This window comes from Marilutibacter chinensis (genome assembly GCF_021725675.1).
GTDB lineage: Bacteria > Pseudomonadota > Gammaproteobacteria > Xanthomonadales > Xanthomonadaceae > Marilutibacter > Marilutibacter chinensis.
Genome location: NZ_JAKJPO010000001.1, coordinates 154,947 through 169,629, shown reverse-complemented (window position 1 = coordinate 169,629; position 14,683 = coordinate 154,947). Strand labels below are relative to the sequence as shown.

Annotated in this window: 11 protein-coding genes; 1 reads left to right on the top strand and 10 read right to left on the bottom strand. The window is 68.1% G+C overall.

The features are described from left to right. Positions 1-26: 26 nt before the first annotated feature. The 3 genes from lysS to L3V18_RS00715 form a co-directional block, all read right to left on the bottom strand. Positions 27-1,550 (bottom strand): lysine--tRNA ligase, encoded by a 1,524-nt coding sequence (gene lysS / locus L3V18_RS00725; protein WP_237052708.1) that lies wholly within the window; start codon positions 1,548-1,550, stop codon positions 27-29. A gap of 135 nt (positions 1,551-1,685) precedes the next feature. Then, positions 1,686-2,814, bottom strand: a protein-coding gene (prfB, locus tag L3V18_RS00720) for a peptide chain release factor 2 (protein WP_237052707.1) whose coding sequence is annotated in 2 segments (ribosomal slippage) — positions 1,686-2,738 and positions 2,740-2,814 — 1,128 coding nt in all. Because the reading frame shifts where the segments join, the coding sequence is not laid out codon by codon here. A 169-nt stretch (positions 2,815-2,983) separates the two neighbouring features. After that, entirely contained in the window at positions 2,984-3,886 is a 903-nt protein-coding gene (locus L3V18_RS00715) for a LytTR family DNA-binding domain-containing protein (RefSeq protein WP_237052706.1), read from the bottom strand. Positions 3,887-4,037: 151 nt separating this feature from the next. On the opposite strand from L3V18_RS00715, the gene L3V18_RS00710 reads away from it, so the two are divergent. After that, entirely contained in the window at positions 4,038-5,234 is a 1,197-nt protein-coding gene (locus L3V18_RS00710; protein ID WP_237052705.1) for an acyltransferase, read from the top strand. A 1-nt stretch (position 5,235) separates the two neighbouring features. Here L3V18_RS00710 and recJ read toward each other — a convergent pair whose 3' ends face one another. The 7 genes from recJ to dapB form a co-directional block, all read right to left on the bottom strand. Continuing rightward, complete coding sequence (gene recJ, locus L3V18_RS00705; protein WP_425493443.1) at positions 5,236-6,957, bottom strand: single-stranded-DNA-specific exonuclease RecJ; 1,722 nt, start codon at positions 6,955-6,957, stop codon at positions 5,236-5,238. 16 nt (positions 6,958-6,973) lie between these two features. After that, positions 6,974-7,930 (bottom strand): phosphoglycerate mutase, encoded by a 957-nt coding sequence (locus tag L3V18_RS00700; RefSeq protein ID WP_237052704.1) that lies wholly within the window; start codon positions 7,928-7,930, stop codon positions 6,974-6,976. A gap of 11 nt (positions 7,931-7,941) precedes the next feature. Further along, positions 7,942-8,418: a transcription elongation factor GreA gene (gene greA, locus L3V18_RS00695; protein ID WP_237052703.1), complete on the bottom strand. Its 477-nt coding sequence runs from the start codon at positions 8,416-8,418 to the stop codon at positions 7,942-7,944. A 186-nt stretch (positions 8,419-8,604) separates the two neighbouring features. Further along, on the bottom strand, positions 8,605-11,856 hold the full coding sequence (carB, locus tag L3V18_RS00690) for a carbamoyl-phosphate synthase large subunit (RefSeq protein ID WP_237052702.1): 3,252 nt from the start codon (positions 11,854-11,856) through the stop codon (positions 8,605-8,607). Positions 11,857-12,024: 168 nt separating this feature from the next. Next, positions 12,025-12,582, bottom strand: coding sequence for a hypothetical protein (locus tag L3V18_RS00685; RefSeq protein WP_237052701.1), 558 nt, complete (start codon positions 12,580-12,582; stop codon positions 12,025-12,027). An 8-nt stretch (positions 12,583-12,590) separates the two neighbouring features. After that, positions 12,591-13,718: a glutamine-hydrolyzing carbamoyl-phosphate synthase small subunit gene (carA, locus tag L3V18_RS00680; RefSeq protein WP_237052700.1), complete on the bottom strand. Its 1,128-nt coding sequence runs from the start codon at positions 13,716-13,718 to the stop codon at positions 12,591-12,593. A gap of 194 nt (positions 13,719-13,912) precedes the next feature. After that, on the bottom strand, positions 13,913-14,635 hold the full coding sequence (dapB, locus tag L3V18_RS00675; protein ID WP_237052699.1) for a 4-hydroxy-tetrahydrodipicolinate reductase: 723 nt from the start codon (positions 14,633-14,635) through the stop codon (positions 13,913-13,915). Between the last annotated feature and the right edge of the window lie 48 nt (positions 14,636-14,683).

The window sequence follows — 14,683 nt, the reverse complement described above, 5'->3', positions numbered from 1 at the left end:
CGACCCTCCTATCGGGGCTGAACGGATCAGCTGCCGGATTCCGGCCGCATGTACGGAAACAACAGGACGTCGCGGATCGACGCCGAGCCGGTCATCAGCATCACCAGCCGGTCGATGCCGACGCCCAGTCCGCCGGTCGGCGGCAGGCCGACCTCGAGGGCGCGGATGTAGTCGGCGTCGTAGTGCATGGCCTCGTCGTCGCCGCCTTCCTTCTGCTCGACCTGGGCGCGAAAGCGCTCGGCCTGGTCCTCCGGATCGTTCAGCTCGGAAAAGCCATTCGCCAGTTCCTTTCCGTTCACGAACAGCTCGAAGCGGTCCGTGATGCCCGGCTCGCTGTCGCTCTCCCGGGCCAGCGGCGAGACCTCGACCGGGTAATGGGTGATGAAGGTCGGTTGCTCCAGTTGGCCCTCGACGGTCTTCTCGAAGATCTCCAGCAGCAGCTTGCCCCAGCCGTACGACGGCCTGACCGCAACGCCCAGCCGCGCGCAGTGCGCGGCCAGAGCCTCGCGGTCGCGGCAGTCGGCCTCGCTGATCTCCGGGTTCTTTTCGCGCACCGCCTCGTCCAGGCGCCAGCGGCGGAACGCCGGGCCGAGATCGATCCCGGCCCCTTCCCACTCCATCACCGTGGTGCCGAGCACCGAACTGGCGACGTCGCGGATCATGTTCTCGGTCAGGTCCATGACCTCGTTGTAGGTGGCGTAGGCCTCGTACAGCTCGAGCATCGTGAACTCGGGGTTGTGCCGGGTCGACACGCCCTCGTTGCGGAAGTTGCGGTTGATCTCGTACACCCGCTCCAGGCCGCCGACGACCAGGCGCTTCAGGTAGAGCTCCGGTGCGACCCGCAGGTACAGCTCGAGGTCGAGGGCGTTGTGGTGGGTGACGAATGGCTTGGCCGCGGCGCCGCCGGGGATGTAATGCATCATCGGCGTCTCGACCTCGAGGAAGCGGCGGCTGTCCAGCCATTCGCGGATCGCGCGGATGATCCGCGAGCGCTTGACGAACACCTCGCGCGCCTCCGGCGAGACGATCAGGTCGACATAGCGCTGGCGGTAGCGCTGCTCGACGTCGGCCAGGCCGTGGAACTTGTCCGGCAGCGGGCGCAGCGACTTGGTCAGCAGGCGCAGCTCGGTCGCCCTGACCGACAGCTCGCCGGTGCGGGTCCGGGTCAGCCCGCCGCGCGCGGCGACGATGTCGCCGACGTCCCAGCCCTTGAACGCGTCGTAGACCTCGCCCAGTGCGTTGGCCTGCAGGAACAACTGGATGCGGCCGGACTCGTCCTGGATCTGCACGAAGCTGGCCTTGCCCATCACCCGCTTGAGCAGGATGCGGCCGGCGATCGCGACGTGACGGCCCTCACCCTCGATCGCCTCGGCGGTCCAGCGATCGGCATCCGCGAACTCGACCTGCAGGTCGCCGGCATAGTCCTGCCGGCGGAAGTCGTTCGGAAACGCCTGGCCCCGCTCGCGCAGGGCCGCGAGTTTGTTCCGACGCTCGGCGATCAGGAAATTCTCGTCGGCGTGCGTCGGGGTCTCGGGCGTCTTGTCGGTCATGGGTGTGGTTTTCGATGAAGAACATGGAGGCCGCGGATTGGCGCGGATCAACACGGATAGAGCGTTTCCAATCAGGTTTCGGATTTATCCGGGTTCATCCGTGAACCCCCTGGCTGAAGATCGACCGGCCGAAGATCAAACCGCGTCGGCGCGTTTGGCCCCGGCCTCGAGACCGGCCTTCAGGCTGGCCTCGACGAACTCGTCGAGGTCGCCGTCGAGGACCTTCTGGGTGTCGCTGCGCTCGACGCCGGTACGCAGATCCTTGATCCGGCTCTGGTCGAGCACGTAGTTGCGGATCTGGCTGCCCCAGCCGATGTCGGACTTGGTCGCCTCGACCGCATCGCGCTCGGCGTTGCGCTTCTGGATCTCAAGCTCGTACAACTTGGCGGCCAGCATCTTCATCGCGGTGTCGCGGTTCTGGTGCTGGCTGCGGCCGTTCTGGCAGGCGACCACGATTCCGCTCGGCACGTGGGTGATGCGCACCGCCGACTCGGTCTTGTTGACGTGCTGGCCGCCGGCGCCGGAGGAGCGGTAGACGTCGGTCTTCAGGTCGGCCGGATTGATCTCGATGTCGATGTTGTCGTCGACCTCGGGCGAGACGAACACCGAGGTGAAGCTGGTGTGGCGGCGGTTGTCGGAGTCGAACGGCGACTTGCGGACCAGGCGATGTACGCCGGTCTCGGTCTTCAGCCAGCCGTAGGCGAAATCGCCCTCGACCCGGAACGTCGCCGACTTGATGCCCGCGACCTCACCGCCGGACACCTCCATCAGCTCGGTCTTCCAGCCGCGCGATTCGGCCCAGCGCAGGTACATGCGCAGCAGCATCTCGGCCCAGTCCTGCGCCTCGGTACCGCCGGCGCCGGCCTGGATGTCGACGAACGCCGCGGCGCCGTCCATCTTGCCGCTGAACATGCGCTGGAACTCGAGCTGCTCGACGTCGCGCTGGTAGCCGTCGACGTCGGCGACCACCGCCTGGGCGGTGTCCTCGTCGTCCTCCATCTCGGCCAGCTCCAGCAGTTCGAGCGCACCGGCCAGACCGTCGGTCAGCCGGCGGCTGCCGAGCACCACCTTCTCCAGCGACGCGCGCTCGCGGCCCAGGGCCTGGGCGCGTTCGGCATCGTTCCAGACATCGGGGCTTTCCAGCTCCCGGTTCACTTCCTCGAGACGTTCGACCTTGCTGTCGAAGTCAAAGATACCCCCTCAGCGCATCCAGCCGACCCTGCAGGTCGGCGATGCGCTGGCGAATGGGATTGAGCTCGATCATAGATAGCTTCCAGCCGCAGGACAAAAGTGCAAAGGCCGGCAATTCTATCAGGTCGACAGGAGCTGGGACCGGCAGGCGCCGGGGACGACAATGTCCGGGCGCGGCAACGTCCAGGCTTCCGTGCTCGCAACGCGGCACCCCGCCCCGGCGGCCGCGGCCTCCCCCGCGATCAGGTACGGCCGCCGGCCACCCGCTCGCGCAGCACCTCGCGGTAGCGCCGGCTGCACGGCAGCCGGCTGCCGTCGGCCATCAGCACCCGCGCATCGCCGGTATCGAGCGGCTCGATCGAGGCGACACGGTCCAGATTGACCATGTAGCTGCGATGGATGCGGACGAAACGGGCCGGATCGAGCCTGGCCTCGATGCCGCCGATCGTGCTGCGCAACGGATACTCGCGCCCGCGGACATGCAGGTTGACGTAGTTGCCGGCCGCCTGCAGCCATTCGATGTCCGTCGCCGCGACCAGGAACTCGCGCCCGAGTTTGCGGACCAGGAAGCGCTCCGGCCGTTCGATCTTTCCGGGCGGCGTCTCGACGTCGTCGGGCGCATCCAGCAGACGCGCTTCGCCCTTCAGGCGGCGGCGGACGAAACGGTAACCCTCGATCGTCGCCACCATCGTGACGTAGGTACGCACGTCCTTGAGGTATTCGTAGAGCAGGCCACGCGACCAATCGCCAAATTCGTAGCTCGTCCCCATCCCCGCATAGGCCAGCTCGCGCATGGCGACCATGGCGAGCACGTGTGCGGACGAGAACACGACGCTGGCCAGCAGGTGCCACGGCAGGTGCCGGCGCAGCGTATCCCAGTGCAGTGGAAAGCGTCGGGTGAACCACAGCAGGGCCGGGACCAGGGCGAGGAAGGCCAGGCCACTGGAGAACTCCCAGACCGCCGGCTCCCAGGCGGCGAACGCCAGGCCGGAGCGGCGGATGTCGATCAGTACGGTGATGCTGTTGGCGACGCCGTTGACCAGGGTCACCGCGACCCAGAACCCGACCTCGAAGGTCCGCCTCAGCGGCGAGACGATCTCGCCGGGGCGTTCATCGCCGGTATCGCGGCTATCGGTCCGGTCCATCCCGCGCATTCTACGGTCCGTGCCGCGTGCCCGCCCCACGGTTCGTCACGACGATCCGCCATTCGTCCCAGAGCGCTGTCGTCACGTCCCTCGACGCTGGCTTCCGGCCTGGTCGTGGCCACGATGAGCGCGAGTCGCAAGGGAGACCGCCATGACACGCCGCTACGACCTCGACTGGGTCCGTACCCTCGCCTTTGGCCTGCTGGTCTTCTACCACGTGGGCATGTACTACGTGAGCTGGGACTGGCACGTCAAAAGTCCGGACGCGGGTACCGCGCTGGAACCGCTGATGCTGCTCAGCGCGCCCTGGCGGCTGTCGCTGCTGTTCCTGGTCTCCGGCGCCGCCACCGCGTTCATGCTCGAACGGCGGCCGCAGGGCTTCGTGGGGAACCGGTCGTGGCGACTGCTGCTGCCGCTGGCCTTCGGCATGCTCGTCATCGTGCCGCCTCAGTCGTACTACGAGGTGGTCGAGAAGCTGCCCGGCGGCTATCACGACGGCTATCTGGCGTTCTGGTCGCGCTATCTGCAGGGCGACGGCAGCTTCTGCAGGGACGGCGACTGCCTGCGGGTGCCGACCTGGAACCACCTGTGGTTCCTTCCCTACCTGTGGGCCTACACGATGACGTTGTGGGCGGTCCTGAAGCTTGCCGGCCGCGCGATGACGACCATCGGCGGGCGCCTGACGCGCTGGTTCGCCGGCCCCGCCGTGCTGGTCGTCCCCGCCCTCGCCCTCGGAGTGGCACGCATGCTGCTGGCAGGCCGCTTCGAGTCGACCCATGCGCTGTTCGACGACTGGTACAACCACGCCCAATACCTGCCGGTGTTCCTGCTGGGCTTCTGGCTGGCCCGTGCCGACGCGGTCTGGGACGCGATCCTGCGCTGGCGCTGGCTGGCGCTGGCCGTCGCTGCGGCGACCTATCTCGTTCTGGTCGCCTACTTCGGTCGTTTCGACGAAGCCAACCCGCCACCGGAATGGCTGCGGATGCTGCAGCGGCTGGTCTGGGGGGCGAACCAGTGGCTCAGCATCGCCGCGATCCTCGGTTTCGCCCGCCGTCTGGTGAAGGGCGACAGCCCTGCCCTCCGCTACCTGGCCCCGGCCGTCTATCCGGTCTACATCCTCCACCAGACCGTGATCGTCGTGCTCGCCCACAACCTGCAGCCGCTGGCGATCCCGCCGCTGCTCGAAGGGCCGCTTCTGGTGCTGGCCACGTTCGCGATCTGCCTTGGCGGCTACGAGCTGATCCGCAGGATCCCGTTGCTGCGGCCGCTGTTCGGGCTGAAGCGGAAGGCGCATGCGACACCGGTGCCGGCACCTGGCGGCGTCCGGCCCGAGTCGGATCTGGCCTGATTCAGACCGGCTCGCGGTGCACCACCACCAGTTGTACGGCATCGCCGCCGCGGTAGTCGTCGGGCTCGAGCCGGTAGGCGATGCGGATGCGGCCCTGCGGCGGATTGCCGTCCCAGCTGCCGAAGTGGATCGCGTTCAGGCGACGGTGGCCATGGCCGAGCTCCAGCTTCAGGTGCCGCTCGCCGACCACCCGCCAGCCGAGCACCTCGAACTCGCCGTCGAACTGCGGCTCGGGGAAGCCCTGGCCCCAGGGGCCGCCGTCGCGCAGGGCCTCGGCATTGCCGCGGGTGAACTCGTCCGCCGCCAGGTCGCCATCGCTGAGCACGACCGCCTGCAGCAGCTCCGGACCCAGTGTTTCGCTCGCCACCCGCTCGAACGCATCGCGGAACGTCTCCAGCCGCGCAAGCGGCAACGACAGGCCGGCCGCCATCGCATGGCCGCCGAAGCGCTCGATCAGGCCCGGGGTGCGCGCGTCGATCGCCGCCAGCGCGTCGCGGATATGGAATCCCGGGATCGAGCGTGCCGAGCCGCGCAGGGAATCGCTGCCGGGCTCGGCCGGCGCGAATGCGATCACCGGACGGTGCAGGCGCTCCTTGAGCTTGGAAGCGACCAGTCCGACCACGCCCGGATGCCATTGGGGGTCGTGCAGGCAGACCGCCAGCGGCGGGTCGCCGGCCAGTGCCACCCGCGCCAGCGCGAGTTCGGCTTCGTCGGTCATCTGTTGCTGCACTGCGCGGCGCTCGCCATTGATCTCGCTGAGGGTCGCCGCGATCCCGCGTGCCTGGCGCGCATCGTCCGTCAGCAGGCACTCGATGCCCAGCGACATGTCCTCCAGGCGGCCGGCCGCGTTGAGACGGGGGCCGATCGCATATCCGATATCGGCGGCGGTCAGCCGGGCCGGATCGCGGTTCGACACCTCGATCAACGCCCGGAGTCCGGCGCAGCCGTGTCCTGCCCGCAGCCGTCGCAATCCGGCCGCCACCAGTGCCCGGTTGCAGGCATCCAGCGGCACCAGATCGGCGACGGTGCCAACCGCGACCAGGTCGAGCAGGACAGCGAGGTCCGGCTCTTCGCCCGCGTCGCCATCGAAGACACCACGCTCGCGCAGCAGGCGTCGCAATGCCAGCAGCACATAGAACATCACCCCGACCCCGGCCAGCGTCTTGCCCGGAAAGGCGTCGCCGGGCTGGTTGGGATCGACGATGACGTCGGCCGGCGGCAGGGTGTCGCCCGGCAGATGGTGATCGGTGACCAGGACCTGCCAACCGCGCGCCTTCGCAGCGGCGATGCCGGCATGGCAGGCGATGCCATGATCGACAGTGACCAGCAGGTCCGGCTCCATCGCGGCGAGCTCATCGACCAGGGCCGGAGAAAGTCCGTAGCCGTGGACGATGCGGTTGGGCACCGCATGCGAGACCCGGCGCGCGCCGAGCATGCGCAGGCCGCGTACGCCCAATGCGCAGGCCGTGGCGCCATCGCAATCGAAGTCTCCGACGACGACGATGTGACGATCTTCGGCGATCGCATCCGCCAGCAGTCCGGCCGCCGCCGCGGCACCCATCAATCCGTCCGGCGGCGGCAACTGCACGAGCCGCGGTCGCGCCTGCGCCTCGTCGAGCGCACCGCGGGCGGCATAGATCCTGCGCAGCAATGCCGGCATCGCCGTCGACCACTCGCCGGACGCCTGCGCCGCCCGACGCTGCAAGAGGGTCCGTGGCTTCATTCCAGCGCCCGACCGCTCATGCGCCCAACCGCTCGCGCGAACGCCGCCAGAACCGCCACCGCTGGGAACGCCGAAGCGTGAAGATGCTGCCGTCGGCGCAATCGAGCACGATCTCGGCGACAGTGCCGGTGTTCTGACGCTGGATCAGCGGCTGCAGCCAGTCGCCCTGGAGACGGGCCAGATCCCTCGCCTCGCGCAGGTCGAACAGGCAATCGCCCGACCCGGTCAGGTCCGGACACGCGGCGGGCAGCGGCAGCGCCGTCACTCCGGCGAGGTTCGCGAAAGCCGCCAGCGCATCGTCGTCCGAGTGGACGGCATCCGCCGCGCATCGCACCCGGTCGGGCAATTGTCCGCCGCCCCAGAACCACAACGAGTTGACCATCGGAAGACCCGCGGCGGCACGTTCGGCGTTGCGCGGATGGTTGTGCAGCACGATCTGCGCCTCGCTCAACAATCCCCGCCAGCGCCGCGACGCCTGCCTGTCCCGGTCGCTTTCGTCGCCCGCGCCCGGCAGGTGTTCGAACAGCTCGTCGCCGAGCGCTTCCTCGGGCGAGCTGAAAGCCGGCAGGCGGCTGCCCTGCGGCAGCCGCAGGTACCAGCGCGACGGCACGGGCGCATCGATCGGACTGCCGAGATCCCCAAACAGCGGGCGCAACGCCGACAGGAACGCAGCGGCATCGGCCTCTGTCAGCCGCAGGCCGCGACCATGAGCCAGCAACCGGGCGCCATTGATGTCGGGGCGTACGTAGGCAGGATCCGCGCGCAGCCAGATCGCATCGGCGGCATCGCCGACGTCGCCCTGGCGGGTGACTGCCGCCACCGGCCAGCCGCGCGGCAAGACGTCGAATACGCGTTCGCGCTGCGGCCTGTCGTCATGGGTCGCATCGGCGCGCCCGAGCGTTCGGGCGAGATCCGGAAACAGGCGCTGCCCGCCGAAACGGGCGGGATCCGGCAGCAGCAGGCTGACCCGCATCGCCAGATCCGTCAGCCTGCGTAGCTGACCGATACGATCTCGTACTCGCGGGTGCCGCCTGGCGCCTCGATAGTGACGCTGTCGCCCTCGTGCTTGCCGATCAGCGCACGCGCGACCGGCGAGGAGATCGCGATCCAGCCCTGTTTGATGTCCGCTTCCAGGTCGCCGACGATCTGGTAGGTCGTGCTCGCATCGGTTTCGACATCGGCCAGCTCGACGGTCGCACCGAACACGATCCGCGAACCCGCGTTCAGCGAGGCCACGTCGATGACCTGCGCGTGCGAGAGCTCGGCCTCCAACTGCTTGATGCGGCCTTCGATGAAGCCCTGCTGCTCGCGCGCGGCGTGGTATTCGGCGTTCTCCTTGAGGTCGCCATGGGCACGCGCCTCGGCGATCGCATTGATCACCGCCGGCCGCTTGACCGACTTGAGTTCTTCCAGTTCCGCGCGCAGGCGCTGCGCGCCCTTCACCGTGATCGGTGCTCTCATGGGTACGTCCTTTCTTTCGTTCGGGGCCGCAAAAGAAAGAAGGCGGCGGATGCGATTGGCGTCATGCCAAGGCGTCCAACCACCCATTCACGGCCGTGCAAAAAAAGCCTCTACAGGCTAGCAGGAATGCGGGGCGGGCCGAAACCCGCCCCGCCCCATCCCCGCCCCTGCGCCGGGCGGCGCCGTTCAGCCGGCGCCGTTCACTTCGGCGTGCAATTCCTGCAGCGACCAGACCGGACCGGTGCCGCGGTAATCGAGCGAGTTCACCAGCGCCCGCGCGCCGGCGATCGTCGTCGAATAGGTCACCCGCTGTTGCAAGGCCTCGCGCCTGATCGAGAATGAATCGCTGATGGCCTGTCGGCCCTCGGTGGTGTTCACGATGTACGCGATCTCGCCGTTCTTGATCAGGTCGACGACGTGCGGACGGCCCTCGATCACCTTGTTGATGCGCTCGCAGTCGATGCCGTGCCCGGCCAGGAAGGCATGCGTACCCGAGGTCGCCACCAGCGAGTAGCCGCGGGCGATCAGGTCGCGGGCCACCGGCAGCACGCGCTTCTTGTCCGGGTCACGGACCGACACGAAGACCTTGCCTTCGCCCGGCAGCGCACGGATGCCGCCGGCCTCCTGCGCCCGCGCCATCGCCGCGCCGAAGCTGCGGCCCACGCCCATGACCTCACCGGTCGAACGCATCTCAGGCCCGAGGATCGGATCCACACCCTGGAACTTGGCGAACGGGAAGATCGCCTCCTTGACCGAGTAGTAGTCCGGGATGATCTCCTTCATCGCGCCCTGCCCGGCCAGGGTCTGGCCGACCATGCAGCGGGCCGCGATCTTCGCCAGCGGCAGGCCGGTGGCCTTGGACACGAACGGCACCGTGCGCGAGGCGCGCGGGTTGACTTCGATCAGGTAGACCGTGTCGGCGCCGTCCTCGTCGAATGTGACCGCGAACTGGGTGTTCATCAGGCCGACCACGTTCAGCGCCTTCGCCAGCGCCCTGACCTGCTCTCGCAGCTTGTCCTGCACCGCGGCGGGCAGCGAGTAAGGCGGCAGCGAGCACGAGGAATCGCCCGAGTGCACGCCGGCCTCCTCGATGTGCTCCATCACGCCGCCGATCAGCACATTGCCTTCCCGGTCGGCGATCACGTCGACATCGACCTCGACCGCGTTGTCGAGGAAGCGGTCGAGCAGCACCGGCGAATCGTTCGACACCTTGACCGCATCGCGGATGTAGCGGGTCAGGTCGGCATCGGAGTAGACGATCTCCATCGCGCGGCCGCCGAGCACGTAGCTCGGGCGCACCACCAGCGGGTAGCCGATCTGGGAGGCCAGCAACAGCGCTTCCTCCGGATTGCGCGCGGTGCGGTTCAGCGGTTGCGCCAGCTTGAGGTCCTGCACCAGCTTCTGGAAACGCTCACGGTCCTCGGCCAGGTCGATGCTGTCCGGACTGGTGCCGATGATGGGCACCCCGGCCGCCTCCAGCGCACGCGCCAGCTTCAGCGGGGTCTGTCCGCCGTACTGCACAATCACGCCCTTCGGCTTTTCCAGGTCGGCGATCTCCAGCACGTCCTCGAGCGTCAGCGGTTCGAAGTACAGCCGGTCGGAAGTGTCGTAGTCGGTCGACACGGTCTCCGGATTGCAGTTGACCATGATGGTCTCGAAACCGTCCTCGCGCAGCGCGAGCGCGGCATGCACGCAGCAGTAGTCGAACTCGATGCCCTGGCCGATCCGGTTCGGGCCGCCGCCGAGCACGATGATCTTGTCGCGGTCGCTCGGCGCCGCCTCGCACTCGTCCTCGTAGGTCGAGTACATGTAGGCGGTGGTGGTCGCGAACTCGGCCGCGCAGGAATCCACCCGCTTGTAGACCGGGCGCACGCCGAACGCGTGGCGCAGGGTGCGCACCGCGGCCTCGTCGGTGCCGGTCAGCTCGGCCAGTCGCGCATCGGAAAAGCCCATGCGCTTGAGCGCACGCATCCGCTTCTCGTCGAGCGCGGCAAGGCCGGATTCCGCGACCGCCTTCTCCTCGGCGATGATCTCCTCGATCTGGTCGAGGAACCATGGATCGACGAAGGACAACGCATGCACGTCCTCGACGCTCATCCCGGCGCGGAACGCATCGCCGATGTAGAACATCCGCTCCGGACCGGGCTCCTTCACCTCGCGGCGCAGGGTCGCCAGGTCGGTCTCGCTGGCCAGGTCCAGGCCGGTCGGGTCGAGGCCGACCTTGCCGGTCTCCAGCCCGCGCAGCGCCTTCTGCAGCGATTCCTGGAAGGTCCGGCCCATCGCCATCACCTCGCCGACCGATTTCATCTGGGTGGTCAGCCGGGCCTCGGCCTGGGGGAATTTCTCGAACGCGAAACGCGGGATCTTGGTGACCACGTAGTCGATCGTCGGCTCGAACGAGGCCGGGGTCGCGCCGCCGGTGATCTCGTTGCGCAGCTCGTCGAGGGTGTAACCGACGGCAAGCTTCGCCGCGATCTTGGCGATCGGGAAGCCGGTCGCCTTCGACGCCAGCGCCGAGGAGCGCGATACGCGGGGATTCATCTCGATCACCACGACGCGGCCGTTGCTGGCGTTGATGCCGAACTGCACGTTGGAGCCGCCGGTGTCGACGCCGATCTTGCGCAGCACCGCGATCGAGGCATCGCGCAGTCGCTGGTACTCCTTGTCGGTCAGGGTCTGCGCCGGGGCGACGGTGATCGAGTCGCCGGTATGCACGCCCATCGGATCGAAATTCTCGATCGAGCAGACGATGATGCAGTTGTCCGCCTTGTCGCGGACCACCTCCATCTCGAACTCCTTCCAGCCCAGCACCGATTCCTCGATCAATACCTCGCTGGTCGGCGACAGCTCGAGGCCGCGCTTGACGATGTCCTCGAACTCCTCCTTGTTGTAGGCGATGCCGCCGCCGCTGCCGCCGAGGGTGAAGCTCGGCCGGATGATGGTCGGATAGCCGACGGTGACCTGGATCTCGACCGCCTGCTCGAAGCTCCTGGCGACCGCCGCGCGCGGGCACTCCAGCCCGATCTCCTCCATCGCCACACGGAACAGCTCGCGGTCCTCGGCCATGCGGATCGCCTCGCGCGAGGCGCCGATCAGCTCGACGCCGTGCTTCTCCAGCACGCCGTTGTCGGCCAGGTCGAGCGCACAGTTGAGCGCGGTCTGGCCGCCCATCGTCGGCAGCAGCGCGTCGGGCCTTTCCTTGGCGATGATCTTCTCGACGGTCTGCCAGTTGATCGGCTCGATGTAGACCGCATCGGCCATCTCCGGATCGGTCATGATCGTGGCCGGGTTGCTGTTGACCAGCACCACCCGGTAGCCCTCGTCGCGCAGCGCCTTGCATGCCTGCGCGCCGGAGTAGTCGAACTCGCAGGCCTGGCCGATCACGATCGGGCCCGCGCCAATGATCAGGATGGTTTGGATATCAGTGCGCTTGGGCATTTCGTCCTCGATAAGATCTTTGCCGGCGCGCCCATCGGGCGGACCGGGTGAGCTGCTCGGCGGATCGTCTTCCGATCGCCGATTGTTCGACTGCGGCCAGAGGGGGCATATCGGCAGACCGATGGCCGATGCAGCGCCTGCCGATGCGATGTGTAACGGGGACCGCCATCAGGTTCCTGAGGCTGCAACGCCACAGTGCGATTGCAGCTGATCCAGCGCCGTTGCCGACCGCCCCTGCGAGAAATCCGCTCGCCGGAGACGTCGAAGCAGGTCTGCCGCCGACGTCGCGGAAAACTCGCCGACCTCCGCCAGTTGCTCGACGGACAGGCCACGCAGCAGGCCATCCGCATCCCCGCCCGCCTCACCGCCGGACAGCAGCCTTGCCTGCATGTCCTCGCGCAATGCCGCAAAGAACAGCGAACCCGTATCGGTGCGCGAAAAACCCAGCAACTCGTTGACGACTGCATCCTCGTCGAGCAGCTCGCTGAAGGCTTCGTCGATCCCGTCGGAAAAGTTCTGCGACACCACCTGACTGATACAACTGCGTTTCGCTTCGTCATAGGCCGCGAAATCGGGCGAGCTGTAAAGCTGCTCGCGCAACTGACGATGAAGCGATTCGTCCAATCCCAGCAACTGCCGGACCTGCGCAAGCCGCCCATCGGCCGGCGTCGCAGCCAAGGCCGGCGACGACAGCATCAGCAGGAGGCTCGCTATCAGTCCGCGCATGGTCCCGCTCACGCACCCCGTTCCATCGAGGCGACGAAGCGATCGAACAGCGGCGCCACGTCGTGCGGGCCCGGGCTGGCTTCCGGGTGGCCCTGGAAGCTGAACGCGGGGGCGTCGGTCAGCTCGATGCCCTGGTTGGAGCCGTCGAACAGCGAGCGATGGGTAACCCGCACGTTCGCCGGCAGACTGCTCTCGTCGATCGCGAAACCGTGATTCTGCGAGGTGATCATCACCCGTCCGCCGTCGAGGTCCTGGACCGGATGGTTGGCGCCGTGGTGGCCGAACTTCATCTTCATCGTGCGCGCGCCTGCGGCAAGGCCCAGCAACTGGTGACCGAGGCAGATGCCGAACACGGGCAGTTTCGCGGCAACGAAGTCGCGGATCGCGGCGATCGCGTAGTCACAGGGCTCCGGATCGCCGGGGCCGTTGGACAGGAACACGCCGTCGGGTTTGAGCGCCATCACTTCCGAGGCCGGCGTCTTCGCCGGGACGACGGTCAGCTCGCAGCCGCGCTCGGCGAGCATGCGCAGGATGTTGTGCTTCACCCCGAAGTCGTAGGCGACGACCCGGAACCGCGGCTGGGCGCCGACGAAGGCGTTGGTGTCGAGGTCGAGCTGTCCGTCGCGCCAGCTGTAGCGCTCCGCGGTGGTGACCTCCTTCGCCAGATCCATGCCCTTCAAGCCGGGAAACTTGCGTGCGGCCTCGATCGCCTTCTCCGCATCGATCGCGTTGCCGGCGACGAGCGCCCCGCCCTGCGCGCCGGTGTCGCGCAGCAGGCGGGTCAGCTTGCGGGTGTCGATGCCGGCGATGCCGACGATTCCGCGCGCGGCCAGCCATTCCGGCAGCGCGACCTGGCTGCGCCAGTTGCTGGGCCGGCGCGGCACGTCTCGCACGATCAGGCCGGCGGCCCAGGCCCGGCGCGCCTCGTCGTCCTGGTCGGTGCAGCCGGTATTGCCGATGTGCGGATAGGTCAGGGTCACCAACTGGCGCGCGTAGGACGGATCGGTAAGGATTTCCTGGTAGCCGGTGATCGCGGTGTTGAACACCACTTCGCCGACCGAAAGGCCGGGCGCGCCTACGGAAACGCCCTCGAAGAGGGTGCCGTCTTCGAGAGCGAGGAGTGCGGGTTGGGTCACGGGGGTCGCCTTGGATGCCGGGGAATACTGACCGCTCGGCTTCGCGCAGACCCGTGAATTCAGGTTGCAGCAAAGCGCGGACGCGGTGAGGACCGGTCCGGCGCGAGAGGTTCAGGCGAGCGGGAATTCTAGCGGGCCGACGCCCCCGGCGCCAGCCTCCGATGACACCTTGACGGCAGACGCCGGGGGCGCGTTCAGCTCAACAGGTCGGTGACCCGGTAGTGGCCCGGGGGGCGTCCACGCAGGCGCGCGGCGGCATGCAGTGCGCCGCGGGCGAAAATGTCGCGGCTGGTCGCCCGGTGGATCAGCTCGACGCGTTCACCCAGGCCGGTGAACTGGACCGTGTGTTCGCCGATGATGTCGCCGGCGCGCAGGGCCGCGTAACGCGGTTGCGCCCCGCCCGTCCGCGCATGCTCGCCGAGGGTCAGCGCGGTGCCGGACGGCGCGTCCTTCTTGTGCACGTGGTGCGACTCGACGATGTCGCAGTCCCAGCCCGGCAACGCCGCCGCCGCGCGCGCGACCAGCTCGTTGAGGATCGCGACGCCCAGACTGAAGTTGGACGCCCACAGCACCGGGATGTTCCCGGCTGCCGCATCCAGTGCCGCGCGTTGTTCCGGCTCCAGCCCGGTGGTGCCGGAAACCAGTGCGCGGCCGCGCGACACGCACAGCGCCAGCAGCGGGTCCAGCCCCTGCGGCAGGCTGAAGTCGATCGCGACATCGAACTCCGGCACCGCTTCCAGCTCGGTGGCGGAGAAATGCGGCACACCGTCGATCACCCGCTGGGCCGGCTTCGAACGCGTGACCGCGGCGACCACGTCGACATCGTCGCGCTCGCCGGCCAGGCGCAGCAGGGCCTGGCCCATTCGCCCGGCAGCACCGTGGATCAACAGTCGGACAGGGGGACTCGGCTCGTTCATCGGCGCAGGCTACTGGCTGCCGCGCGCACTCACAAGGCACGTGGCACC

Coding starts and splice junctions, on each gene's coding strand:
- recJ (WP_425493443.1), bottom strand. CDS start 6,957: ATGAAGCCACGGACCCTCTTGCAGCGTCGGGCGGCGCAGGCGTCCGGC.
- L3V18_RS00700 (WP_237052704.1), bottom strand. CDS start 7,930: ATGCGGGTCAGCCTGCTGCTGCCGGATCCCGCCCGTTTCGGCGGGCAG.
- lysS (WP_237052708.1), bottom strand. CDS start 1,550: ATGACCGACAAGACGCCCGAGACCCCGACGCACGCCGACGAGAATTTC.
- greA (WP_237052703.1), bottom strand. CDS start 8,418: ATGAGAGCACCGATCACGGTGAAGGGCGCGCAGCGCCTGCGCGCGGAA.
- L3V18_RS00715 (WP_237052706.1), bottom strand. CDS start 3,886: ATGGACCGGACCGATAGCCGCGATACCGGCGATGAACGCCCCGGCGAG.
- L3V18_RS00685 (WP_237052701.1), bottom strand. CDS start 12,582: ATGCGCGGACTGATAGCGAGCCTCCTGCTGATGCTGTCGTCGCCGGCC.
- dapB (WP_237052699.1), bottom strand. CDS start 14,635: ATGAACGAGCCGAGTCCCCCTGTCCGACTGTTGATCCACGGTGCTGCC.
- carB (WP_237052702.1), bottom strand. CDS start 11,856: ATGCCCAAGCGCACTGATATCCAAACCATCCTGATCATTGGCGCGGGC.
- L3V18_RS00710 (WP_237052705.1), top strand. CDS start 4,038: ATGACACGCCGCTACGACCTCGACTGGGTCCGTACCCTCGCCTTTGGC.